Source organism: Candidatus Leptovillus gracilis (assembly GCA_016716065.1).
In the GTDB taxonomy this organism is placed as follows: domain Bacteria; phylum Chloroflexota; class Anaerolineae; order Promineifilales; family Promineifilaceae; genus Leptovillus; species Leptovillus gracilis.
In genome coordinates, this window is sequence record JADJXA010000007.1 from 55,455 (window position 1) to 79,000 (window position 23,546).

General features: G+C 57.6%; 17 protein-coding genes. 6 read left to right on the forward strand and 11 right to left on the reverse strand.

The genetic code is table 11. The features are described from left to right. Positions 1–47: 47 nt before the first annotated feature. Genes IPM39_18100 through IPM39_18115 form a run of 4 tightly spaced genes read right to left on the reverse strand, consistent with a single transcriptional unit; the run spans position 48 to position 4,059 of the window. Entirely contained in the window at positions 48–884 is an 837-nt protein-coding gene (locus IPM39_18100) for a DNA adenine methylase (protein ID MBK8987952.1), read from the reverse strand. Positions 885–888: 4 nt separating this feature from the next. Next, positions 889–2,457, reverse strand: a complete 1,569-nt coding sequence (locus IPM39_18105; protein MBK8987953.1) for a Ppx/GppA family phosphatase — start codon at positions 2,455–2,457, stop codon at positions 889–891. Between the two features lie 2 nt (positions 2,458–2,459). Continuing rightward, positions 2,460–3,356, reverse strand: coding sequence for a class I SAM-dependent methyltransferase (locus IPM39_18110; GenBank protein MBK8987954.1), 897 nt, complete (start codon positions 3,354–3,356; stop codon positions 2,460–2,462). A 10-nt stretch (positions 3,357–3,366) separates the two neighbouring features. Further along, the gene (locus tag IPM39_18115) at positions 3,367–4,059 is read right to left on the reverse strand and encodes a hypothetical protein (GenBank protein MBK8987955.1); all 693 of its coding nucleotides are present in this window, start codon (positions 4,057–4,059) and stop codon (positions 3,367–3,369) included. A 177-nt stretch (positions 4,060–4,236) separates the two neighbouring features. Between IPM39_18115 and IPM39_18120 the strand changes: the two genes are divergently transcribed. Next, entirely contained in the window at positions 4,237–5,418 is a 1,182-nt protein-coding gene (locus IPM39_18120; GenBank protein ID MBK8987956.1) for an NYN domain-containing protein, read from the forward strand. 8 nt (positions 5,419–5,426) lie between these two features. On the opposite strand, the gene IPM39_18125 is transcribed toward IPM39_18120, so the two are convergent. Together IPM39_18125 and IPM39_18130 are read right to left on the reverse strand one after the other, a co-directional pair. Beyond that, positions 5,427–5,822, reverse strand: a complete 396-nt coding sequence (locus IPM39_18125; GenBank protein ID MBK8987957.1) for a pyridoxamine 5'-phosphate oxidase family protein — start codon at positions 5,820–5,822, stop codon at positions 5,427–5,429. A gap of 46 nt (positions 5,823–5,868) precedes the next feature. Continuing rightward, entirely contained in the window at positions 5,869–6,453 is a 585-nt protein-coding gene (locus IPM39_18130; GenBank protein ID MBK8987958.1) for a UbiX family flavin prenyltransferase, read from the reverse strand. A 126-nt stretch (positions 6,454–6,579) separates the two neighbouring features. Here IPM39_18130 and IPM39_18135 point away from each other — a divergent pair, with 126 nt between their 5' ends. Beyond that, complete coding sequence (locus IPM39_18135; GenBank protein MBK8987959.1) at positions 6,580–7,410, forward strand: HD domain-containing protein; 831 nt, start codon at positions 6,580–6,582, stop codon at positions 7,408–7,410. Then, positions 7,362–7,526, forward strand: coding sequence for a hypothetical protein (locus IPM39_18140; GenBank protein MBK8987960.1), 165 nt, complete (start codon positions 7,362–7,364; stop codon positions 7,524–7,526). The genes IPM39_18135 and IPM39_18140 overlap by 49 nt, the downstream gene beginning before the upstream one ends. A gap of 114 nt (positions 7,527–7,640) precedes the next feature. Here IPM39_18140 and IPM39_18145 read toward each other — a convergent pair whose 3' ends face one another. Then, complete coding sequence (locus IPM39_18145) at positions 7,641–10,112, reverse strand: glycosyltransferase family 39 protein (GenBank protein MBK8987961.1); 2,472 nt, start codon at positions 10,110–10,112, stop codon at positions 7,641–7,643. Continuing rightward, positions 10,105–12,360: a glycosyltransferase family 39 protein gene (locus IPM39_18150; GenBank protein MBK8987962.1), complete on the reverse strand. Its 2,256-nt coding sequence runs from the start codon at positions 12,358–12,360 to the stop codon at positions 10,105–10,107. Before IPM39_18150 ends, IPM39_18145 begins: the two co-directional genes overlap by 8 nt. A 64-nt stretch (positions 12,361–12,424) precedes the next feature. Between IPM39_18150 and IPM39_18155 the strand changes: the two genes are divergently transcribed. Next, positions 12,425–13,594 carry a hypothetical protein gene (locus IPM39_18155; protein ID MBK8987963.1) on the forward strand — a complete coding sequence of 390 codons (1,170 nt, stop codon included), beginning with the start codon at positions 12,425–12,427 and terminating at the stop codon, positions 13,592–13,594. A gap of 208 nt (positions 13,595–13,802) precedes the next feature. Here the strand turns inward: IPM39_18155 and IPM39_18160 are convergent, their stop codons facing one another. Then, the gene (locus IPM39_18160) at positions 13,803–14,522 is read right to left on the reverse strand and encodes a glucose-1-phosphate thymidylyltransferase (protein ID MBK8987964.1); all 720 of its coding nucleotides are present in this window, start codon (positions 14,520–14,522) and stop codon (positions 13,803–13,805) included. Between the two features lie 197 nt (positions 14,523–14,719). On the opposite strand from IPM39_18160, the gene IPM39_18165 reads away from it, so the two are divergent. Continuing rightward, positions 14,720–18,226: a tetratricopeptide repeat protein gene (locus IPM39_18165; GenBank protein MBK8987965.1), complete on the forward strand. Its 3,507-nt coding sequence runs from the start codon at positions 14,720–14,722 to the stop codon at positions 18,224–18,226. 49 nt (positions 18,227–18,275) lie between these two features. On the opposite strand, the gene IPM39_18170 is transcribed toward IPM39_18165, so the two are convergent. Together IPM39_18170 and IPM39_18175 are read right to left on the reverse strand one after the other, a co-directional pair. Continuing rightward, positions 18,276–20,552 carry an FG-GAP repeat protein gene (locus IPM39_18170; GenBank protein ID MBK8987966.1) on the reverse strand — a complete coding sequence of 759 codons (2,277 nt, stop codon included), beginning with the start codon at positions 20,550–20,552 and terminating at the stop codon, positions 18,276–18,278. 127 nt (positions 20,553–20,679) lie between these two features. After that, a complete protein-coding gene (locus tag IPM39_18175) occupies positions 20,680–20,943 on the reverse strand; it encodes a stage V sporulation protein S (GenBank protein MBK8987967.1) in 264 nt (87 codons plus the stop codon). Positions 20,944–21,708: 765 nt separating this feature from the next. Between IPM39_18175 and dnaA the strand changes: the two genes are divergently transcribed. Further along, positions 21,709–23,118, forward strand: a complete 1,410-nt coding sequence (gene dnaA / locus IPM39_18180; GenBank protein ID MBK8987968.1) for a chromosomal replication initiator protein DnaA — start codon at positions 21,709–21,711, stop codon at positions 23,116–23,118. Positions 23,119–23,546 lie beyond the last annotated feature (428 nt).

Below are 23,546 nucleotides of genomic sequence, written 5' to 3' on the forward strand. Positions count from 1 at the left end.
CTTTTGTCTATACGCGCAAAGGCGATATCTGACATTTTCTCACCTTGTCAGGCATAGTTGAGGATGAGCAGTTCTTTGACAGGGCCACGGCCGTTGCCCTTGCTGTTAATTGCCCGCCGGGCCTGAATTTCGATGAGGCGGTAGGGGGAACGGCCGTACAAATCATAAATCAGCGGCGCGCTGGAATTACTTAACATCACTTTGCAGCCGCGCCCCGTCAGTTCCTCAATCGTCTGCGCCAGGCGGCTCTGATCAGCGGCGTCGAACCCGTGCTTGTGGTAGCTGGTGAAGCTGCTGGTGGCGGTCAGCGGCGCGTAGGGCGGGTCGAAATAGATGAAATCGCCGGACACGGCCGTATCCAGTACCCAGGCAAAATCAGCCGCCACCAGCGTCACCGGCTGCAAAGCCGCCGCAGCGGCGCGCAAGCGATCCACGTCGCAAATCTTGGGGCGCTTGTAGCGGCCAAAGGGCACGTTAAACTCGCCCCGGCTGTTTTCGCGGTAAAGGCCATTGTAACAGGTTTTGTTGAGGAAAATCAGGCGGGCGGCGCGCTCGGCCGGCGTGAGTTGGCCGGGGTCTTGGGCGCGGACAGCATAATAATAGCCCGGGTCGTTGTGGTGGGGCTGGAGGGCGGCGATAACGGCCGTCACGTCCCGCTGCACCATCTTATACACTTCAATTAACTGCTCATTCCGGTCGGCCAGGATGGCCGGACGGGGCTGCCAATGAAAATAAACGGCGGCGCTGCCAATAAACGGTTCGTAATAATGGCGGATGCTGCCTGGCGGCGGGAAATAGGGCCGGTATTGGGCAATAAGCCGCTGTTTGCCACCGGCCCACTTGAGGAAAGGCAAGGTGGGGATAGGGAGGGTGACGTCCATCATCGGCTTACAGCCGGAACCAGGCATCGGGGACGGCCGTGCATTCCAACACCACCGGCCGACCAAAGGCCACCGCCATCAACTCCAGCGCATTACGCTCCGCTTCCCACATCTCCACCGCCGGGTACTCATCGGCGATAAGCATCAGGCGCAGCGCAGCGTCGTCCATGAGCACGGTGATGTCGTCCACAGTAGCGTTACGGCCGCGCTCCAAAAATTCGGCCAGCCGCAAAATGGCGCTCAGCCGCAGCAGCAGCGTTTCATCCTGGTCGTCTAAAATGCTCTCGTAGCCGGCGATGGTCGGCGTGCCCTTGCGATGGTAACGGGTCAGCAGGGCAATCAGCGACATTTCACGCGGCGTAAAGCCGGGCAGCCCGCTGTTGATGATCAGCGTCTGCGAATGTTGGTGATGGTCGTAGTAACTGATGACCGTGCCGATGTCGTGCAGCAGCGCCGCCGCCTCCAACAGTTCGCGTTCCGCCGGGCCGTAACCACAGAGGGGCGCTAATTGGTTAAACAGGCGGCCGGCCAGAAAACGCACGTGGCTGGCATGGCGCTTGTCGTAACGATAGGTACGGGCCATGTTTAACACCCCATAACGGCGCACGTTGTCCACCACGGGATAAGCCAGATGCTGCCAGAAATGCTCACAGAACAGCCCTTCGCGCAGCCCATTCACCGAGATGGTAACGGTTTCCGCGCCCACCTGGGCCATGATGGCCTGAATGACCAGCGCGCCGGGCAAAATAATGTCAGCGCGGTCGCTGCTTAATCCGGCCAATTTTTGGCGCTTACGCAGTGGCAGCGTCGCCAGGAGTTCGATGGATTTGTCCAGATCGGCGCGTTGCAGGCGAAAGCCGTGCAAGGTGTTGAGCGGGTACTGCTGCCGGGCGGCGGCCATGCTGGCCAAGTTGCGCAGCGTGCCGCCCAGTCCGACCAACATTTGCTCACCGGAGAGGGGACTGAGCCAGGGCAAGGTGTCCAGGTGGGTTTGAATTTCGGCGCGCACGGCCGTTAATTCGGCCGGTTTCATCGGCGCTTCCGGGTCACTGACAAAGCGCTCGGTCAGGGCGAGGGCGCCCAACGGGAAAGATTGCCCCTGTTTAAAGCGCCGTTCGCGGACTTCGCTGACCTGGGCGCTGCCGCCGCCGATGTCCACGACGTAGCCTTTGTTGAGCGGGACTTCGTTCAACACGCCCAACACGCCGTAATAAGCCTCCTGCTGGCCGTCTAAAATGCGCAGCGACAGGCCAATTTCGCGTTCCACCTGCTCGACAAAACGGGGGCCATTCTCGGCTTCGCGCACGGCGCTGGTGGCCGTGGGGATGATCAAGTCTACTCTGGAACTGTCACAAAAGCGTTTGAAGAGGCGGAGGGTGAAAAGGGCGCGGGCAACGGCCGTATCGCTCAACCCTTGCGCCGTCATGCCTTCGCGCAGCCGCACCACCTCGCGGATTTCATCGTCCAGGTGGTAAGCAAAGCCGGGGATGGCGCTCATCACGACCATGCGGGCCGTATTGGACCCCAGGTCAATGATGGCGATGCGCTGCGTGGTTGATTCAGCCAGGGTTGCCACAGCTAGACAGGCTCTTTGAAGTCGTATAATCCATCTTCAACGCGCCAGACGAGTTGGCAGGCGGGATTGGCACAGGGGAGAAGGCCGTCCACTACCTGTCCCAATGGCGTCTGGCAGGCGGGACAGGCGAAAAATGTGCCGGGAACGGCCGTTTCGCCCCACGACGGATGGCGATTATGCACAAACACACTAGGCGAAAGCTGCCACCAATTCCCCGTTCGCTGCGCCCCGGCATCCAACGACACCAACCAGGATGTAGGCACAACCTTCTTCAAAAATTCCAGGCGAAAATGGGAAACGGTCAATGTCCGCCCTGGTTGGAACCCGGCTTCTTGTAACCGTTGCCGAATCCAGGCCGGATGAAAATCAAAATTCAGTGCCACAAATTCCACCGGTTCCGGCGCAAACGGCGACCAATTCTGCCGTCTGGCGGCATACCGGGCGATGGCTTTTAAATTGCGTTTACTGGCAAATTCCAGCACGTAATCGCCGCCCGGTTGGGCAATGCGCGCCAGTTGGGCAAACAGCGCCGGGGCATCGGCGGCGTGGTGCAGGGTACGAATTTGCACCATGGCCGCAAACAGGCCATTTACAAAAGGCATGTTGTACCAGTTGCCGGCCACGTAACGGAAGCGAGGATCACCGCCCAGGTGGGCCTGCGCCTGACGCAGCAGCGAGCGCGAATAATCAAACAGAACGACGGTTTCGTAGCCGCGATACTCGTCGGCCAGGCGGCCAAAGCCGGCGCCTATCTCGATCAGAGTGCTGCCGGTAGGCGGCAGCAGGCGGCGCAGGGCAATACGCTCCACCTGGTCTTCATAATCGCGCCCTTGCCCTTGCCAAAAGCGCTCCCGGTAGTCAGACCCTTCGTAATCACAAACTGGCGGCGTTACAGGCATAACCGATGGCTTATGGGCCGGGATAACCGGCGGCGGGAGTTGGGGTTGGTTGGGGTGACGGCAGCACACGGTTCCGCAGTTCTTCGTTGCTATCTGGCAAATTCTCGATCAGGCGGTTGAGCGGTGAAAACAGACCCACCAGCGTATTAAACGGCTTGCCTAATTCAGTCTCACTGAGGGGGATGTCTACGCCAACAACCAGGTTCACGGGGATGGTCTGCTGCACGGGCACATCCAGCTTCAACGCCACCGGCAGTTCCAGACCTGTTGGCAAATTCAGCGTCACCCAGCCGTTGATTTGCCCACCACCACCGGGCAGCACAAATTGCGCCGGGATGGCGTTTAGGGGTACGTCGTTCGTTACCCGCACCACCGTTTCCGCGTCCAGAGGCAGGGTAAAAGCGATGTCAATTTGGTCGTTGACTTCGATGGTCCGGGAAATAGTTGCCTCACTCATATCAACAAAGCTATCATTCAGCCCACCAACCAATGGCTTGACCACCGAATCCACCAGTGGCAGAACCAGGGGAAGGATCGCTAACAAAAGAATGAGGACAACAACATTCAGGGCAAACGAGAAGATAATGGCAAATGTTTTAAATGCCTGCCAGGGTTTACTGTCCCAAAACCAGCCCGTTTTACGTGTCGCGCCGGCCGCTTCGTTGGCCTCATTTTCAGTTTGGGCGTTATTGTTCTCAGCCACTGCCTACCTCCTTGGCTTAAAACAGGTTGACATATTATACTTACGTTATGGTAACATGCTTTGGGTAAATAGCAAGGACTGGTTGTTTCCCGGGAAACATTCAGCCGCCGACGATGCTGTTTCCCGGGAAACAATGTAACTGGGGAATGACCAATTGAATCACGTTAGGAATAGATCATGAGCAACGATGTCGCCATCTTTTTAGACCTGGACAACTTGGTGATTGGCGCCAAGCAGGCCAACATTAGCTTCGACGTAAACCTGGTATTGGAAAAGGTCCGCGAGATGACCAACGGCCGTATCGTCCTACGGCGTTCTTATGGCGACTGGCGACAAAATCAAAAGCTCCTGGAACAACTGACCACCGCCGGTTTCAATACCCAATCCACCGTGCGTATCAACAATTTCAGCAAAAACCTGGCCGACATGCAGATTGTCGTGGACACGATGGACACGCTGATAGACGGCCACCTGTACAGCACCTACGTCCTGATGACCGGCGACCGCGATTTTACGCCGCTGGTTCAGTCGCTGCGCAAGCGGGGCAAACGGGTCATCGGCGTTGGCGTAAAACATACGGCCAGCCGCAGCTTCGTGGCCCTATGCGATAATTATCTGTTTTATGAAGATCTGCTGCCCTCGCCCAATTTGACAGAAGCTCAGGTGGAGGCCCTGCTTGTGCAGGCGATGGACCAACTGCTGCAAAGCGACCAACAACGCACCCGCGCCAGTGTGCTAAAGCAGCGCATGGTGGAATTGAGCAATGGAGCGTTCGACCGCACGCATTTTGGCAATGGCAGCTTTAGCAAGTTCCTGGCTCGTTACCCCCATTTGATTGTGATTGAGCGCGAAGACACAACTACTTACATCCGCCGCCACAAACAAGAAGAGGAAACGGCCGTTCTTCATGAACTCTATCGCAGCGGCCTAAAAAAACAACGCTCGCGCATCATCCCCGCCAGCGAACGACTGATCATCCTCAAAGACCTGGTGCAGCTTCTGGATCAGCAAAGTGAACTGCGCTGGCGGCAGGCCATAGACATCTTAGCCAACGGCTACCAGCAGCAAGGCAAAGACATCTCCAAAAATATGATCAATGCCGTGATGCTGGTGGCGCGCCAGGGACAAATCATCCGCACCCTCAAAGGTAAATCTTTGGCAACCGCCCCAATCTTGCTGCTGGTGGAAGGCCCCAAACGCTTTCAAGAAGCGGTGGTCCGCTGCGATGCCGCCTACCTGCGCATCATTCTGGAACTACCAGAACCGTTTGACATCCAGGAAGCCGCCATCGCGCTGTACGATTCGCCGAAGTATGCCGCGTATCTGGATATAGTGATGAAAAAATGGATGGGCGAGTAGCCGACGTCCTACAGCGGTACGTCATCGCGGTGGCCGAGACCCTGGCTGTTGTCAATAAAGTACAGGCGCATCGGCCGCAGCCGATACCAATTGACTTTTGTTAAAGCCGTCTGTATCGGCGGCGCGTCTTGCGCCAGGAATGGATATTTAGCCAGATAAAGGGCTGCGGCCGTTTCTTGTTCCAGCCCCTGAAGCTGCACCACATCCCCTTCTAATTGAATGCCCTGGATAGCCGGCCAATCTTTATAATCTTCTTGAATGGCGGCCGCGATGTGGGATTGATAGCGGAAATTTTGCGCGTGGCGCGTGTGCCCGGCCGAGAGGAAATAGAGGTCGAAGGCGTCGCTGGCATAAAATACGGCCGTTGCCCACACCCCATTCTCCCCCACCGTCGCCAACGTCATCACCTGGTGGGTCGCCAGGTAAGCCAGCGCCGCCTGGCGCGCCGCCTCAGCCACGGCTCGCCTGCCCGCCCTCCCAGCGCGTGAACAAATCCTGCGGCAGCTCAATATCCAACAGGTCCAGCACCCGGTTCACCGTCTGGTTGATAATGTCGTCAATCGTTTGTGGTTTGTGGTAAAAAGCGGGCATGGGCGGGGCCACAATCGCTCCCATTTCTGTCACCTGGGTCAACAGCCGCAAATGTCCCAGGTGCAGCGGCGTTTCCCGGGGAACCAAAATCAAGCGCCGCCGATCCTTCAATACCACGTCGGCCGCGCGCAGCAGTAAATTGTCGCTGAAGGAATGGGCGATCCCCGCCAGCGTCTTCATCGAACAGGGAATCACAACCATGCCATCGGTCTTAAACGAGCCAGATGAGATTCGCGCGGCGATATCTTGCTCGCGGTACACCACGTCGGCCAAGTTTATCACCTGCTCCGGCGTGTAATCTGTCTCCAGGCCCATGGTAATGGCCCCTGCCCGGCTGATAACCAGATGGGTCTCCACATCGGCCAGATCGCGCAAGATCGATAACAGGCGAATGCCGTAAATCACCCCACTGGCCCCCGAAATGCCGACGATTAGCTTTTTCATCCGTCTTAGCGCCTTTGTCTCTTTGACACTTTGCCATAAATTCTCACCAGCAGATTCTAAATCACCTGGGCAGAATCCCAAAATCACCTTACAATCCCTTCATATCTACACACCTAAGGGGGCATCGTGAAGTCAATTTTTATTGCGGATTTACGTCCCAAAACCGATCTACTCAACGAACCATTTTTGTTGCAAGAAATGGCCGAACGCACCACCAAAGACGGCCGTCCCTTCGTCCTCTTCACCCTGCGCGACAAAACCGGAACCCTATCCGGCGTGTTTTGGGATGTGCCCGCTTCCATTCTGGACTGGCTGCGTCCCGGCCAGCCGGTGCTGGTCAGCGGCCGTGTTAACCTCTACAAAGAATCGCTGCAAATCAGCGCCACCGATCTCAACCCCAGCTTCACCGAAGAGATGGCCGACTTGTTGCCCACCAGCAGCCGCCCGGCAGAAGAGATGGTCGGCGAACTGCGCCAGACCATTCAACGCCTGGCCGAACCATGGCAAAGTCTGGTAAGCCATTTACTGCTGGATGAGACCTTTTTGCCACAGTTTGCTGCCGCCCCGGCCGCCCGCAACATGCACCACGCGGCTATCGGCGGGCTGCTGGAACACACCCTCAGCATGGCGACCATTGCCGACTACCTGGCTGCCCATTACCCGCACGTCAACCGGGACCTGCTGCTGGCGGGTGTGCTGCTGCACGACATGGGTAAACCGCTGGAGTATGACGCCAATAATTCGTTTGCTTTTACGGAAGACGGCCGTCTCGTTGGTCACATCGTCCGCGCCATCATCATGATCGAAAAGGCGGCGGCCGCGTTGGGCAGCATCCCACCTGACGATTTGCGCCAACTTGTCCATCTGGTTGCCGCCCATCACGGCAATTTGGAATGGGGTCGCCGGTTGTGCCAAAAACGCTGGAAGCCACCCTGCTGCACCAGATTGATTTGCTAGACAGCCGTGTCCAGGGCTTCCTGGAACACGCAGCCACCGACAGCGACGCCAACGGCTGGACCATCAAACCCAGCCCAATGTTTAGGACGGAATTAAAACGGCCGTCTACTCTATAAAGAATTCACTACGGAGGCACGGAGATGTTGGTCGGTTGAGGGGAATTCTCTCTATTTCTGTCAGCCAGAGTCTATTCGCTAGAAGATGCTGCCGACTGAACACTGAACATTGCCTCACTCCCGCCACCGTCGCACTTCAATCTCTAAATCAAAGCCGATGTGGTAACGGGCGATGCCCGCCGCCGCGTCGGCTTTTTTGTCGGACGGGCGCGCGTGACGGGAAAAACGCCAGCGCACCGGCCCCACTTCTTGGGCCAGCCGGACAAGCTGCCACAGCAGCAGCAATGCCAAAAACAGCGCCACACCGCCCGCCGGGGAAGCCCACACAGAGCGCAGCGCCCCACAGAGCGTCACTTCCGGCGGGACAGGCAGGGGCACATTACCCACCACATAGCCCCACACGTCGCCATGCTCTCCGGTTACTGCCACCACCGGCAGGGCTTCTGGCACAAACCTGGCGGTTTGCGCGGCCAACGCCTGCGCCTGACCTTCTTGCGCCGGGATAAAGGCCAACACGCGCCCTGCGCGCAACAAGAAAGGCGGTTCGGACCATACGGCCGTACTGGGGATATTCTCATACCTCAGCGTCACCATGTTGGACCATACCATATAGGCGATGTCGTGATGCTGCGGCGTGGTTTCCACATAAACCAGGCTCAGATCAGGTGTATCTTGCAGGCGCACGGCCGTCCAGGCCACCGCCTGCTCCCAATTGGCCGGATACTTACGCGCCAATTCAGCAACGTAGTGCCCCCAACCGGCCACGATGATGACAACCAGGCACAGCGTCAGCGCCCCGCGCCGCCACCAGGCCTCGTTGACCACCACAAAATAACGGGCCAGCGATTCGGCAAATACGGCCGTCCACGCCACCAGCCCCACCGCCACCAACAAAGCCACCACCGGAATGATCGACACCAGATGGGTATGACGTGGCGGCAGGGTGTTGGCTGCGCTCAAAAAGAACAGCCCGGCAGCAAACCACAGCAGCGGCAGCGCAAATCGCCGCCGCCGCCAACCACGCAGCGCCAACGCGCTGCCCAACACCAAAAACGCGCCAGACAGCAGACCACCGGCTAACCCCGTTTCGACAAAATGCTCTTCGCCACCCAAAAAGGGGGAGTTAAACGCCAGCAGCGAGCGCACCATGCCCCGCAGCAGCAGTCTGGCGTAAATGAGCGGTTGGAAAAACAACTCCTGATAGCCAATTTGCAGCGGCCCGGCAAAACGAAACAGTTCCTCATCGGTGAAAAAGGTACGGCCGTAAAACACATTAAAGAACAGGCTTTCCCACAGCTTATACGGTTCCGCCTTGTTGGGGTTGGTCGTCCCGAACAGCCAATAGGGCAGCACCATCACCGCAAAAGCCAGCCCCACCGTCGCCAGGATAATCAGGCCGCGCCGCCAGGAGATGTCCCGCCGCGCCCATAAAAACAAGACCAAACCGACCAATACAATAAGTCCCAACCGTGCCGCCGTGTAAGTGTAAAAGCCCAGTCCGGCGGCCACGCCCGCCAGGTAAAAATAAAACAGGCTGGCGCGCCGAATGCCCAACGAGGCGAAGCACAGCGCCAAAGTCACCGGCAGCAGCGCCTGGGAATTGTTGTAACCCAGACGGGCAAAGGCCAGGAAATAGGGACTGAACAACATGACAAGGCTGGCGACAACGGCCGTTGCCCGGCCAAACCACTCCCGCCCCAACACATACAGCGGCACAACTGCCAACACCCCGGCCAGCACCGAGGCAAAACGCCAACTCCACACGCTCAGGCCAAACAAGCGCAGCACGGCCGCCTGCCAATACGTCCCGGCCATGGGGAACGTATAGACGCCTAAATCGAAAAACGACGGCCGATGCTGCCCTATGGCAATGGCCCGCGCTGCCTCCCAAAAGGAACCCTCGTCGCCGATCATCCGCGCCGGAATGTCCTGCAAATAGGCCGCGCCTACGATGAGGCCAACCAGCAGCAGCCAGAGCAGCCACACTTTATCCGCCCGCGCCAGACGCAGCGACAGGTCTAAGCCGGCCTGCCGATCGTGCAGCCAGAATTGGCGGGTCAGCAGCAGCAGCGCCACCAACCACAAGCCGACTGGCAGCCAGCCGGTTTGCCGCGCCAACAACAAAACGGCCGTACCCAGCAGCAACAAAACGGCCGTCGCCCATTCCCACGCCTGCCAACCGCCGCCAGGCGGCCAACCGCCACCGGGCGGCCAATCGGCCAGGGGCGGGTCTTTTACGAACCAGGGCGCATAACGCGCCGCGCTGGCAAACAGCAGCGCCCCAGCCAGCAGCAGCGGTACGCCGACCACCACGTTATCCAGGTTCACCAGGTCCAAACGCAGACGGCTGTTCAGTGGTTCGGCCCACAAGAATGGCCCAAACACCGCCTCGCGCCGCGCCAGCAAATAATGGCCGTAGCCTACCCAGGCCAGCGCCCCCAACAGGCGCAGCCAGCGGGTATCGGCGGCTGGGGCCGCAGCCGCCATCAACCGCTGTCGGCGCAGCGCCCCCAACAGCAGTGCAGTGAGGATGGCCAGACTGACGGCCGTTAGCAGCGTCACCATCGCCAGCGTCAACTCAACCACCTTCCGTCGCCAGCAGCGGCGTTAACTCGCGGATGTGGATTTTGGTCGTCTCGCCGCCATTTAAATCCTGCACCTCGATGTGCATCCGCACCACCTGCGGCGGTCCCTGGGGGAACGGCAGTTCAATGTGCGGGTCGGCTTCCAGACCGCGATATTCCTGGCGATAGACCACCGGAACGGCCGTGTCATCGGCATACAGCGTCACCGTCAGGGCAAAATCCATTGTGCCAAAATCGCCGGCCAGCCCGCGCAGCGCCCACGGCTGCGGAAACGTCAGTTCCACAAACGCCGGATTGGCCTCCATCACCCGCCCCAGAGTGAAGGTGTCGTTGTCGAACATGCTGGGCAAGCTGCCAGAATCCAGCCGCGAATGGCGCGCCGCCACCATCTGCCCGTTGATCAGCACCATGTCCTCGACCGGCTTCTGCCGTTCGGCGCGTTCAGCGGCAAAAATCGCGTCCACGTCAGCCACATATGCCAGCCGGGCAAAATAAAAGCCAGGGCTGCCATCCGGGTAAGAAAACTCCCGCTCAATGGCGATCTCCTTAAATTTACCGCTCTGCTGCGCCCGGCCATACTCCTCTGGCGTCATGATAAACAACATGTCGTCGGTTAGACCCTGTTTGTTCAGGATAAAACCATCCACGTTGAGGGTCTGCACGCGGAACAACTGTTCTGGCGGCAGAAAAAAACGGGGGAACAAATCGGTCCCGTTAGCCCAGGTGGGGGTTAAGAGGACGATGGTTTGTGGGTTCTCGGCCAGGATTTCGGGAATGATGTCAAATAGCTGCGTCGCGCCGTACTGCATCCCAAACATGCCATAGTTAGGAAACCACAACGGTCCCCGGTTTAAGGCGTCCGCCAACAGGCCAACGCTCACCCAAGACAAGGTGAGGAATGTGGCCAGCGCCAGCGCCGGCTGCCATTTTGCCTTGAACCGGGTCAACAGCCAGTCCAGCCCCAGGGCCATCAGGATGGCGGCTGGGGCCACCAGCGCCAGCACGCGGGTAATGGCGATGTCTACATTGGCAGCCCCGACCGGCACGGCGAGCAGCGCCAGCAGCACTGCCCGGTGGCTTGAAGCGCGCCACTGCCTCAGGCAAATGACCAGGCCAATCAAGAGCAGGGGCAGCGTTTCCGGGCGCAAGTGGCCGAAGTAGCCCAACATGCGATGGCGTTCCAGATCATGGGTGTTGGGCCAGAACCAATAGCCAGGACTTAATCCGTAGACATAACGTTGGGCAAACAGGCCCATTTTTTGCCCCAGAGTCAGGTCTTGCTGGAACCAGTAAGAGTTTAGCGAGCGCAGGTGATAGGCCAGGTCGGTGGGATAGGTGAGGCGAAAACGGAGGTAGGGGGCCAGCAACAAGAGGGCGAAGGCGATGAGGCTAACGGCCGTCACCCACCGCCGTCGGGCAATCATATCCCGCGCCTGCTGCCAATGATAGCGCCCATCAGACAGCGCCAGCAGCAAGACCAGCAGGGCGATGATTGCCTGCCCATTGCTGTAGGCGTAAAACGAAGCGGCGGCAAAGAACATGGCGGCGTAGATATAGGCGGGATGACGATAACGATAGAGCAGGTAAAAGTAGAGAAACAGGGCGTAAAACGAGACCATCAGCACGGTCTCGAAGGCGGTGCGGCTGTGCAGGAACCAGGCGGGCATGGCGGCCAACAGCAAAACGGCCGTCCACCAATAGCGCGTCTGGAATATCTGTTTGAGCGTCAGGGCAACGGCCGTTACGCCCAACAGGCTGATTAGCGCGGAAACAGCCCGCGTCGCCGTCACCGACAGGCCAAACAAAGTCACTGGCAGCAGTTGCAGATAAACGGACAGGCTGAGGTTGTAGACCTGAAAATTCTTGAAATAAGCGGGCAGCAGCTGCCCATCGGCATCACGAAACCCATTGTTGATCAGGTCGCTGGCGCTGAGGGATTGGATGGCTTCATCAGAAAAAAAGTAGATGGGGTAGTCGGCGATGCGCCAGAAGCGGGTGAAAGCGTAGACAAGGAGGGAGAGCGCGAAGAGAATCCATGCCGGCTGGCGCAGTAGTTGGCCCAACCAGGTAACGGCCGTATGCAACTGCGGCGGTGCTGTGTTGGCGGGAATGGCCGTATCCACGCGCAAATCCACCGTCACCCACAACGGCGTCTCCTCCGGCAGGGCGAGTGGTTCCAGCGGATGAATGGTTCCATCCCGGTAAACAGCTTCCAGTTTCTTGTTTTCCGGATCGTCCTGTCGTTTCATACCACGCCATCGTCCATGATTTGGTTGGCCCGATTATAACAAAGGTGACATAAACTGATAACCCATGTTACAATTTCTCGCCATGAACGACGATGTGCGCCAACTGGTGCAAGCCATTCACGACGGGCCGATGCGCCTGGTGTTTGTAACGGCCGGCGCCGGAACCCAGGCTCTATCCGACCTGTTAAGCGTGGCCGGGGCGACGCGCACCCTGTTGGAAGCCCTGGTCCCCTACGGCCAGGCCAGCTTCAATGACTTCCTCGACCAGCGCCCGCGCCAATATGTCGCCGACGACACCGCCCGCCTGATGGCCGGCCGCGCCTATACCCGCGCCCGCTGGCTGGAAAGCGAAGGGCCGATGCTCGGCCTGGCCTGCACGGCTACCATCATCACCGACCGGCCCAAACGAGGCGAACACCGCGCCCACATCGCCGCCTGGCAGCCCGCCCGGCTGGTGTGGCACACACTGCGCCTGGACAAAGGGGCGCGCGACCGCGAAGGGGAAGAAAACGTCGTCAGCCGCCTGATCCTGAACTGCCTGGCCGAAGCGTGTGGTCTGGAAAGCCGCCTGCTGCTGCCGCTGACGGAAAATGATGACCTAAAGCGGTCGGCTTATGATTATGAGCAGATAACCAAACGACTCCAGCGCGGCGAGGTTCCTTATTTTGGCGTGCATGATAACGGCCGTATCCGCACCACCGACGCCCATCCCCAGGTTTTGCTCTCTGGCTCCTTCAACCCACTGCACGACGGGCATCTGGGCATGTCTCGCGCCGCCGCGCAGCTTCTGGGCAAACCGGTGGCCTTTGAACTATCGGCCCGTAACGCCGACAAACCACCGCTGCCAGTGCCAACCGTCTTATACCGTTTGGGCCAGTTCGCCGGCCGTTACCCGGTGTATGTCAGCCAGGCGCCGACGTTTGTGGAAAAAGCGCAATTGTATCCGGGGGCGACGTTTGTGGTGGGTTTTGATACGGCCGTGCGCATCCTCCAACCCCGCTTCTACGGCCACAGCCAGGCCAATCTGTGCGCCGCCCTGGAAACCATCCGCGAACAAGGCTGCCGCTTCCTGGTGGCCGGCCGTCTGCACGATGACCAACAATTTCACCACGCCGCCGACATGGACATCCCTGACGGTTACGCCGAGATGTTTCAACCTCTGCCGCCGGAACAATTCCGCGAGGACATTTCCTCCACGGAGCTGCGCCAGCGCGGCGCAAAAGGAAGCCGGTAACGGTTTGAGATTGGGAGAGATGAAGCGAAGTGGGGTGGGAACGGCCGTAGGACACCTTATACTGGTTGACTGACAAAACTCACATTCAGCCCAATTGACAACGGATTGGCAAGATTTACGGATTTTCCTCGACTGCCCTTATCGGCAAATCCTGGGAATCTGTGTTCTGCGGCCCTTAAAAACAGGATTTTTCCGTCAATCGTCCCATTTATGACATAATTTTGTCAATGCGGCGCACGGTCTGGCGCAGCTTGATGATGCTGTCCGGCGGGTGGTAGCCTTTGCGCAAACTGACATTGGCATAAACCAGCGTATTGCGCCCCACCAGACAGCCAGGATTCAACACCGAATTGCAGCCCGTCTGCGCCCCATCGCCCAGAATGGCCCCTAATTTGCTCAGCCCTGTGTCGTATTCCACGTTTTCAATCAACAATTTGATGGACGGCCGTTTACCGGTAGCCGCGTCCTTCTCGCTGAGAATGCCCAAATTGCTCAGTTTCGTGCCGGCGCCCAGGTTCACGTGCTGCCCCAAAATGGAATCGCCGACATAGCTGAAATGGGGCGCGGCCGCATGGGGCAAAAAGAGGCTGTTTTTCGCTTCGCTGGCGTGGCCTAAAATCGCCCCGGCCAGCAAAATGACATTCTCGCGCACAAACGCGCCGTGCCGCACCACCGCCCCCGGCCCAATATAGGCCGGACCATGCACATAGGCGCCTGGCTCAATGCGCGCGCCTTCGGCAATGTAAATGGGCCGGTCACTGAGATACGCCCCTGGCATCACCTCACCCAAAATCGTCTGCCCATCCCCTGTCAACCGGGCCACATGGGTTTCGATGAGGGGGAGCGCCTGCCAAACATACTCGCAATCAGCAAAAAAAGACGTCACAAACGCATCTTTCAGGTCAAAAAAATCCGTCGGGGCTAACATCTTACCTTCCTTCGCGCCTTTGTTTCTTTGCACCTTGGCGCTAAAACCACGCCGATTGGTTATATCAAGAACAGGTGAAGTGAGCCACTGTTTACCGGCAAAAACCCGCCACGCCTACAATCTGATATACTCGATTTCAATCCTCAGCAAGCTCAGGACAAGTCCTTCGGCAAGCTCGGGAGCAATCGTCAATTATCATGTCTGAGCAGCGAACATCTACCGACGCTTTTCAGCGCGAAATCAATAACATCGAAACGACCATCGTCGCTTTGGAGGCGCAGCGTGTGGCTCTGGGCGATCTGGTGGTAGACACCGCCCTGGGACTGCTGCGCGAACGGCTGGCAACCCTTGTCCAGCCAGATCAAGCTCCTGACGAACGCAAGCGCGTGACCGTGTTGTTTGCCGATATGTCTGGCTATACCGCCCTCAGCGAAAACCTGGACCCAGAAGACGTGGCGGCGATCATGAACCAGTTGTTCGAGGCGGTGACGGCCGAAATCCACCGTTTTGGCGGCACGATAGACAAATACAGCGGTGACGCCGTGATGGCGCTGTTTGGCGCACCGCAAGCGCTGGAAAACCACGAAGAGATGGCCGCGCGCGCCGCCCTGGCGATGCAAACTGTCATCACCAATTTTAGCGCCGCTCTGGAACAGGAGCGCGGTTTTAGCCTGCGGATGCGCATCGGCCTGAACACCGGCGAGGTATTGGCCGGGCTGGTGGGCGGCCTGAAGGCGCGCAGCTATACGGTGATGGGCGATACGGTGAACCTGGCCTCGCGGCTGGAACACGCCGCGCCGGCGAGTCGGATTCTGATCAGCGCGGCGACAGCGCGGCGGATTCGCGCTATTTTTGATTTTGAGCCGCCGCAGCAAATTAGGGTAAAGGGCAAGACAGAGCCGATTACCGTGTATCTGGTGGTAGGCGAGAAGGCGGAACGGGGGCGGGTGCGCGGGCTGGCCGGGCTGTATGCGCCGATGGTGGGGCGCGAGGCAGAGTTTGCCGCGCTGCAAACGACATTTGCGGCGGTGCTGGCCGACCGGGTCTGGCGGGCTACGGCCGTCGTCGGCGAAGCCGGCATTGGCAAGTCCCGTATCCGGCGTGAATTTGTCGCCTGGATGGCCGAAACCCAGCCGCAAACGCGCATCCTCAGCGGCACGGGCTATCCCCATACGCGCACCACACCCTACTCCTTGCTGGCGGAGGTGATGCGTTCGTTGTTTACGGTGGGGCGAGACGTGGGCGTGGATACGGCCGTTACCCAACTCTCCAGCCATCTGCATAACTTGCAGCCCACCCTCGACGACACCGAATTTCGCTACCAGCTGGGTTCGCTGGCCGGCGTCCTCGGCCTGCCGCTTGTCGGCAGCCCACTGCAAGAACTGGACCCCGAACAACGCCGCGACCGCACGTTCCTCTCTCTGGAACGCATCCTCCTGGCGACGGCCGCCGCAGCCCCTCTGCTGCTCATCCTCGATGACCTGCACTGGGCCGACGTTCTGTCGCTGGCCTTCCTGGAACGCTTCTTGAACCTGATCGCCCGCCAGGTGTTCAACGATCAGGCCGCCATGCTGCTCATCCTCAGCCGCCCGGCCGAAGACCCCTTGTCGGCGATGGGGCAGTTATTGCAAGAATTGGCCCAACCGCCCCATCGCCGCCTGCAACTCACCGCCCTGGACGAAAGCCAATCGGCCGCGCTTATCGCTGGTTTGTTGGACCAATCGCTGCCCGCGGATTTGTCGGCGCTGATCACCCACCACGCCCAGGGCAACCCGTTTTTCGTGGAAGAGATGATCCGCTCATTTGTTGAAGATGGCACGCTGCAAGAGGGGGCCACCGGCCGCTGGCGCGCCAGCCGCGCCGTTTCCGACGTGCGCGTGCCCGGCTCGGTACAAGACATCATCGCCGCCCGCCTGGACCGGCTGCCGCCGCAAAACAAGCGCGTTACGCAGCACGCGGCGATCATCGGCCGCACCTTTTGGCAGCAGTTGTTGGCCCAAATCACCCAGTTTGATTCGGTGGAGCCGACGCTGCTGCTGCTGGAAACCCGTCAGTTGGCCGACCGATTGAGCGAATCACAAATTGCTGAGGATTGGGAATGGGTATTCCGCCACATCCTCATCCAGGAAGTGGCTTATGCCACTGTGCCCAAGCAGACGCGACGGCACATCCATCGGCAGGTAGCCGCCGCGCTGGAAGCGCAGTTGGACGAACATACCGACTTTTTGCTGCCGCTGATCGCCTATCATTTTGAGGAAGGGGACACGCCCGATAAGGCGATTGTTTATTTGAGCCGGGCAGGGGAGCAGGCGGCGGGGCAGTTTGCCAATGAGGAGGCGCTTGGTTATTTCAACCGGGCGCTGGGGCTGTTGGACGGATTGGCAGAAGTGGAACCGTTAACGGCCGTACAACATACCCACCGCTACCACCTGCTGCGCAATCGAGCTGAGGTCTACCACCTGACAGGCCGCCGCGACGCGCAAAAAGCAGACCTGGACGCCCTGCAAGCGCTGGCCGATTCGGACGGCCGTCGCGCCGACGTGGCGCTGAAGTTTGCGGCGTACTATCAGGCGATCAGTGATTTTCCAACGGCCGTGATGCAGGCAAAAACGGCCGTAACCCACGCCGAAAAAGCCAACAACCCACGCCAAAAAGCCGAGGGACTTAACGATTGGGCCTTCGCCCTACTGCGCCAGGGGAACCTGGAACAGGCCCGCGACCTGCTGCAACAAGCCCATCAACTCGCCATAACCGCCAGCGATGTTCTGAACCAGACCGTCTCGCTGCTGCGTTCAGGCATTGTCTACTATTTCCAGGGCGAAAATCTGCTGGCCCGTGAACAATATGAAAACGCCCTGAATCGGGCGCGTGGGCTAAAAGATTTAAAGCTGCAATCTGCCTGCCTGACAAACCTGGTCGGCGTTTACCATGCGTTAGGTGATATTTCTCAGGCGCGAATCGCCTGCCAGGATGCCTTGCAAATTGTGCAGACGATTGGCGACCGCGCCAAAGAAGCAGCCATTTTGAACAATATCGGCGCTATTTACTACGGATTGGGCAATTTTGGCGCTGCTAAAGAACATCACAAACAAGCCTTGCTCATTTCTGAAACCTTAAAAGATCGCCTCGGAGAATCTTTGGCTGCCAGTAATTTGGCGATGGTGCTTGCCGATTTGGGTGACTACCAACAAGCGAGCTTCTTGTCGCAAAGAGCCTTGCAAATTGACCAGCAGATTGGCGACCGCATCGGACAAGGTTACAGCCTCACGTCTCTGGCGAGGGCATTGGAAGGATTGGGCGAATTAACGGCAGCCAGTCAGTTTCATCAGGAAGCCATCAAAATCCGACGGGATTTAAAACAAGATGCCACCTGCATAGATAATCTGGCTGCTTTGGCGGCCATTGCCGTGCGTCAGAATGATTTATCCGGTGCGCAACACTATGTAGATGCCATTTTGATCTGGATTGAAGCCAACGGAACCGACGGCATTGAATACCTCTGGAAAACCTACCTCATTTGTATCACCGTTCTGGAAACGGTGGGCGCGCATGAACGTGCCAACATATTACTTAACCAGACATATCATTCCCTCATCGAGCAAGCCCAAAAGATCAGTGACCCCGATATACGTCATGCCTTTCTCCACAACGTTTTAGCCCAACGTCAAATCATCGCCCAATTCGAACAAAAAAAGGCGAGGTAGCGCCTGATACCTCGCCTTAGCACCTGTAACAGGCCGCTGCGAATCTGGATCAACCGCCAACAACCGCAAACCGGGTGAGGTGGCAGATGTCTACGCGGAACCAGTTTTCGGCCGGGTTGTAGGTGTAGGTAGAGGTAGGGATGCAGGTGGTGGCCGCGTCTATCCAGGTCTGGCTGGCCTTGTCCCAGAACTGAAGCTGCATGGCATTTTCATCGGTTCCCGGCGGCAGCGTGGTTTCGTTGTAAAAGATGGTGACGCTGACCGGCAGTAAAAAGGGATAGCTGGCGGCCGGACTAAAGGGAAGATTGGTGGGGAGCACGGCCGTTCCCCCATCACCCGCATCCTTCACCACCAGCGGCAAATACAGCCGTTCCGGCGCGACGGCGTCCAGGTCAAAGTAATAGCGAATCGTGTTGGTGGGCGAAGGCTGGGGAATCATCGCCAGCGGGGTGTAGGCGAGTTTAATCAACTCCGCCACCGCGCCTGGCGGCACATTGACGCGCAGTCCCAGGCCGGTCTGCGGATTCGTGAAGATCAGTTCCCCACCGTCACCCGGCGTGATAGCGGCGTCTACGGTAATTGTGACCGGTGTGGTGGCGGTGAGTATGTGTGTCAGGCTGGTGGCGGTGACTACGGCCGTATACGCTCCTGGCACGTTGTAATCATGCGTCACATTCTGCCCAACGGCCGTACCGCCATCACCAAAGGCCCACTCGTACTGCAAAAACCCGGCCGCTGGGGCCAATGCCTGGAAAAAGGTCGGCTGGCCGACGGCGGTGGGGCTGCTGTTGACGGCCGTCAGCGACGGAATAAGACCTGAACCATAATAAGCGAACGCCTGCCCCGTAAAACCGGCAGGGTTGGGCAGCAGGGGCGCGCCGACCAGCAGATCGGCAAAGCCATCACCGTTCACGTCGCCGGCGGTGGCGGCCGCCGTGCCATACCGGGCATCCACGACCAGACTGCCACCCGACCAGACAGGCGCGCTGTCCACACCGGCGGAGGAACCCAAATAGACAAACGCGCCACCACCGCCAACGGCCGTTGGCCCTCTATCCGGGCCATCACGCAAGGCCACTTCATAGCCCGGCGCGCCGATAATCACATCGTCGTAGCCATCATTATTCACGTCGCCGGCCATGCCCACCACGCGCCCAAACATCGAATCAGGCCGATATTCGCTCAGAAACGTAGGCGAAAAATCCAATCCCAGTTCAGTACCGTAATAGAGAAAAGCCGCGCCATATACGACAAGCTGGTCGCCATAACCCGGCGCGCCGACAATCACATCGGCAAAACCATCGTCATTGACATCCCCGGCAGCGCCGGCAGAGAAGCCAAACTGGCTGCCTATCGTATAGCTGCCATACACAACGCTAATGGCATCAGCCGGCGTAGCCACCGGCAGACCGGCCGGTAAACCGCTGACGCTGCCCAGAAAAACAGCGGCCATACCCGTCTCGCCATCCGGCGCATATTCACTGGCGCCGATGACCACGTCGTCATACCCATCCCCATTTACGTCGCCGGCCGTGCCCACCGCAACGCCAAACCGGGCCAACGGCAGGTCACTCTCGGCGATCCAATCGGGCGACGGTGACAGGCCATCAGGTCCACCATAATAAACATAGGCGCGCCCTAACGGAACCGCCCCACTCCGGTAATTGGGCGCACCCACGATCACGTCATCGTAACCATCGCCATTCACGTCGCCGGCCGCGGCAACGGCCGTGCCAAATAGATCATCCAGCTGTTCGCCAGCCACCACCCAATCCGGCGTAAGCGACAAACCGGTGAGCGAACCCAAAAAGAGATAAGCCTTCCCTCCCACGTTTGGCAGCGGCGAATTTGCCCCAATAATCACATCAGCAAAGCCATCGCCATTCACATCGCCAGCCGCGGCGACGGCAATGCCGAGTTCCTCGTTCTCATTGTTGCTCTCCACCCGCCAACTAAACGGCAGCTGCAAGCCGTCTGGTCCGCCGCTAAAGACAAACACGGCCCCTTCATCCACCTCACCCCCATCAAACCAGTTTGCCCCAATAATCACGTCCGCGAAACCGTCGCCATTCACGTCGCCGGCCGTGTTCAGCGAAAAACCATAATTGGCATCTTGGGGGATAAAAGAGGTCCAATCGGCATGGGGCGTCAGGACAAAGGCGTCTACCACCAGCAGACCATCAGGATTAGCCGCAGAATTGGCAACAACAGGCGGTGCGGGCAATGGCACAAACAATCCTGCTGCGTTTTGCCAACCCGTCATAACCAGCAAACAAAACAAGCCAGCCAACAAGCCTACAGCGCCTAATCTACCAGATAACTTCATAGCACTTCTCCACAGCGACAGATTCAAGAATCTGATGCCTCAGAAACTTCACCCAATCACAATGCCGACTGAAACAAAAAGGACACGGCTCACGCCGTGTCCAAAATTCAACTGAATACCAGTTCTATTAACTGCGCGGTTCAACAACGATACGGATCGCTGTGCGCTCCTGTTCATCAATGCTCACCTCTACAAATGATGGCACACAGACAATTTCCACACCTTCCTCTGCCAGATACCCTTTGGCAATAACAATTGCCTTAAGCGCCTGATTGACGGCGCCAGCCCCAATAGCCTGTACTTCTGCCCGGTTTACTTCGCGCATCACACCGGCGATAGCTCCCGCTACCGCAGCCGTTCGGGAACGAGCAGAAACTTTGATTACATTCATAAAGAGCCTCCATGTACGTTCATTGTGTCGGGTTCCAAGCGTTAAGGCTGAGCTTACTCATATCTTGGGACATTAAAATTCTAGCCAATTTGCGCCAACCTTGTCAAGCATATGCCATTTTACGGAGATACGCCTTATTTTCACCTATCAAGGCGACCAATAAGAAGGATAAACTCATGAATCCGTTTAAGTAGGCAGGTTTTCGGGAAGCTGTATTTGCCCAAGCCCTAAATTCATGATGGCGTATTGATCGGACCGTGAAAAAGACGTGACTGCCACAGACACAAAACAGAATCATCTCTTTAACTTTTCATAATAAACAACATAGTACCCCAACATTTAGGGGGTGAGGAAATTTAATACCTAAACTTAGGTAGACGGCGTGTTTGTCAAGCAATCCATCTTAAAATATGGCTCTTTTTAAGGTTTTACCTTCCTAAAAACTTTAAACCTTTTAAGGCAATTTAGGACTGATCTCATTGCGCAGCGCTACCCCATTTGTTAAAATGATTGAACCGTCGTCACCAATCACAACTGCTCGAATTTGCGTATGTGTTTGTTATGGGTCGTAACGAACCGCAAGAGGGAGCCAATCTACAGTGCGGCAGATTTTTATTGAGTTGAGGGTCTCAATAAAAGCTATCTGACTTGACGGCCTGAAATCCCCACTACTTCAAGTAAGTTATGTATGTGTGGCTGTTGCCCACAAGTTAGTCGCGCCTGCCTATTTTGCAGGCCGAGCATTCATCGAACAGGTCTAAGCCCATGTCTCCAGAAATTGCGTGGAAAGCTGCTCTGGGCGAGTTAGAGTTACAAATGACCAAAGCAACCTTCAACACATGGTTGAAGGATGCGCGGCTCCTCGCCTGCGAAAACGACGAATATGTTATTGGCGTCCGTAATGATTATGCCAAAGATTGGTTGGAAAACCGTCTGCAAGACACCATCTTACGCACGCTATCCGCGATTCTCAATCAACCGGTGAGTGTCCGGTTTGTTGTTTGGTCTGATGAGATCATTGCGCCCCCCCCGCCGGTTATGAATGGCAGCAGTCCCGTGAATGGGGCTAAACCGCTACGCCGTCCGTCCCCTGCCTATCAAAGTGAAGATTCCATCAGCCTGGCGCTCAATCAGAGGTTTACATTTGCCTCGTTTGTTGTGGGAACGAGCAATCGGCTGGCTCATGCGGCCGCTTTGTCTGTGTCTGAAAATCCGGGGCAGACGTATAACCCGCTCTTTATTTATGGCGGCGTGGGCCTGGGCAAAACGCATTTGCTTCATGCTATCGGGCATAAATGTATTAGCGATGGTTTGTCCATTTGTTACATTTCTTCCGAGACATTTACGAATGATCTGGTGCAGTCCATTCGCAACAAACAAATGGCCCAGTTCCGCGAACGTTACCGCACCCCAGACGTGCTGTTGATTGACGACATCCAGTTTATTGCCGGTAAAGAGAGTACGCAGGAAGAGTTGTTCCATACATTTAATGATTTGCATAGTCAGGGCAAGCAAGTTGTCCTGTCCAGCGACCGTCCGCCAAAGGCGATGGCGACTTTGGAAGAACGGCTGCAATCTCGCTTTGAGTGGGGATTGATGGCGGATATTCAACTGCCTGACACAGAGACGCGCAAAGCTATTTTGCAGGCCAAAGCCGAAGATCACGGGGTGGCGGTTCCGAATCATGTTATTGATCTCATTGCCCATCATGTGCGCAACAACATCCGCGAGCTTGAAGGCGCGCTGAACAAAGTGATCGCGTATGCGCAGCTTTCGGGCACGGGGACGGTGGATAGGGAATTGGTGAACATGGCTTTGGCTGATTTGGTACGCCGGCCGGAAAAGGTGACGATGGCGCAAGTGATAGAAGCGGTGTGCGCGTATTATAATGTCACGCCAGAGGCGTTGGGCAGCACCAGCCGCAGCCGCACCATCGCCTTCCCGCGCCAGATGGTGATGTATCTGGCGCGCACAGAGACGGACAGTTCGCTGCCGCAAATTGGCGCGCGCCTGGGCAACCGGGACCATACGACGATTTTGTATGGGTATGAAAAAATTGCGACGTTGTTAGACGTAGATGCGACAGCGCGGCGAGATATGCTAGAAATCAAAGCCGCGCTTTATGAGGCCAACGGCCGTCAGGTATCGCCAGCCTCGGACAAAGTGTTCGGGTGAAGTTGCCTATATCTGACAAAGTGACAGCAATGTCCGATGATGACCTTTGCGAGTTATAGACCCCAAAAATCCGCACGGAGTCGTGTTTTGAGCCAGTCCTCGTAAGGACTGGCTTTTTTGTTACTTACCCGACAAACGGCTCTTTGTCAAGAGGAAAACGGCCGTTTCTGTGGATAAGTCACTCATAACTGTGGAGAACTGGGGTTTACTGTGGAAAAGGTGGCCGGGAAAGTCAGGCTGGTCCGGCGGCCAAAAGCCAGATATGGGGACAAAAGCAACGGAAGGGCTGCATATGGGAGGGCGTGGGCTGAGACCACAAAAGCAAGGATTTCTATTCACCCACAACGGCCGTGAAATCCTCCACAACTCACAAAACAACGGTGCAGTTAAACGGCCGTATATGCAGCCCTCTCCTAACGCGCACAGCC

Excerpts from the sequence above, each read along its gene's own strand:
- IPM39_18100 (MBK8987952.1), bottom strand. The coding sequence starts at position 884 with ATGATGGACGTCACCCTCCCTATCCCCACCTTGCCTTTCCTCAAGTGG.
- IPM39_18110 (MBK8987954.1), bottom strand. The coding sequence starts at position 3,356 with ATGCCTGTAACGCCGCCAGTTTGTGATTACGAAGGGTCTGACTACCGG.
- IPM39_18120 (MBK8987956.1), top strand. The coding sequence starts at position 4,237 with ATGAGCAACGATGTCGCCATCTTTTTAGACCTGGACAACTTGGTGATT.
- IPM39_18125 (MBK8987957.1), bottom strand. The coding sequence starts at position 5,822 with ATGACGTTGGCGACGGTGGGGGAGAATGGGGTGTGGGCAACGGCCGTA.
- IPM39_18130 (MBK8987958.1), bottom strand. The coding sequence starts at position 6,453 with ATGAAAAAGCTAATCGTCGGCATTTCGGGGGCCAGTGGGGTGATTTAC.
- IPM39_18150 (MBK8987962.1), bottom strand. The coding sequence starts at position 12,360 with ATGAAACGACAGGACGATCCGGAAAACAAGAAACTGGAAGCTGTTTAC.
- IPM39_18155 (MBK8987963.1), top strand. The coding sequence starts at position 12,425 with ATGTTACAATTTCTCGCCATGAACGACGATGTGCGCCAACTGGTGCAA.
- IPM39_18160 (MBK8987964.1), bottom strand. The coding sequence starts at position 14,522 with ATGTTAGCCCCGACGGATTTTTTTGACCTGAAAGATGCGTTTGTGACG.
- IPM39_18165 (MBK8987965.1), top strand. The coding sequence starts at position 14,720 with ATGTCTGAGCAGCGAACATCTACCGACGCTTTTCAGCGCGAAATCAAT.
- IPM39_18170 (MBK8987966.1), bottom strand. The coding sequence starts at position 20,552 with ATGAAGTTATCTGGTAGATTAGGCGCTGTAGGCTTGTTGGCTGGCTTG.
- IPM39_18175 (MBK8987967.1), bottom strand. The coding sequence starts at position 20,943 with ATGAATGTAATCAAAGTTTCTGCTCGTTCCCGAACGGCTGCGGTAGCG.
- dnaA (MBK8987968.1), top strand. The coding sequence starts at position 21,709 with ATGTCTCCAGAAATTGCGTGGAAAGCTGCTCTGGGCGAGTTAGAGTTA.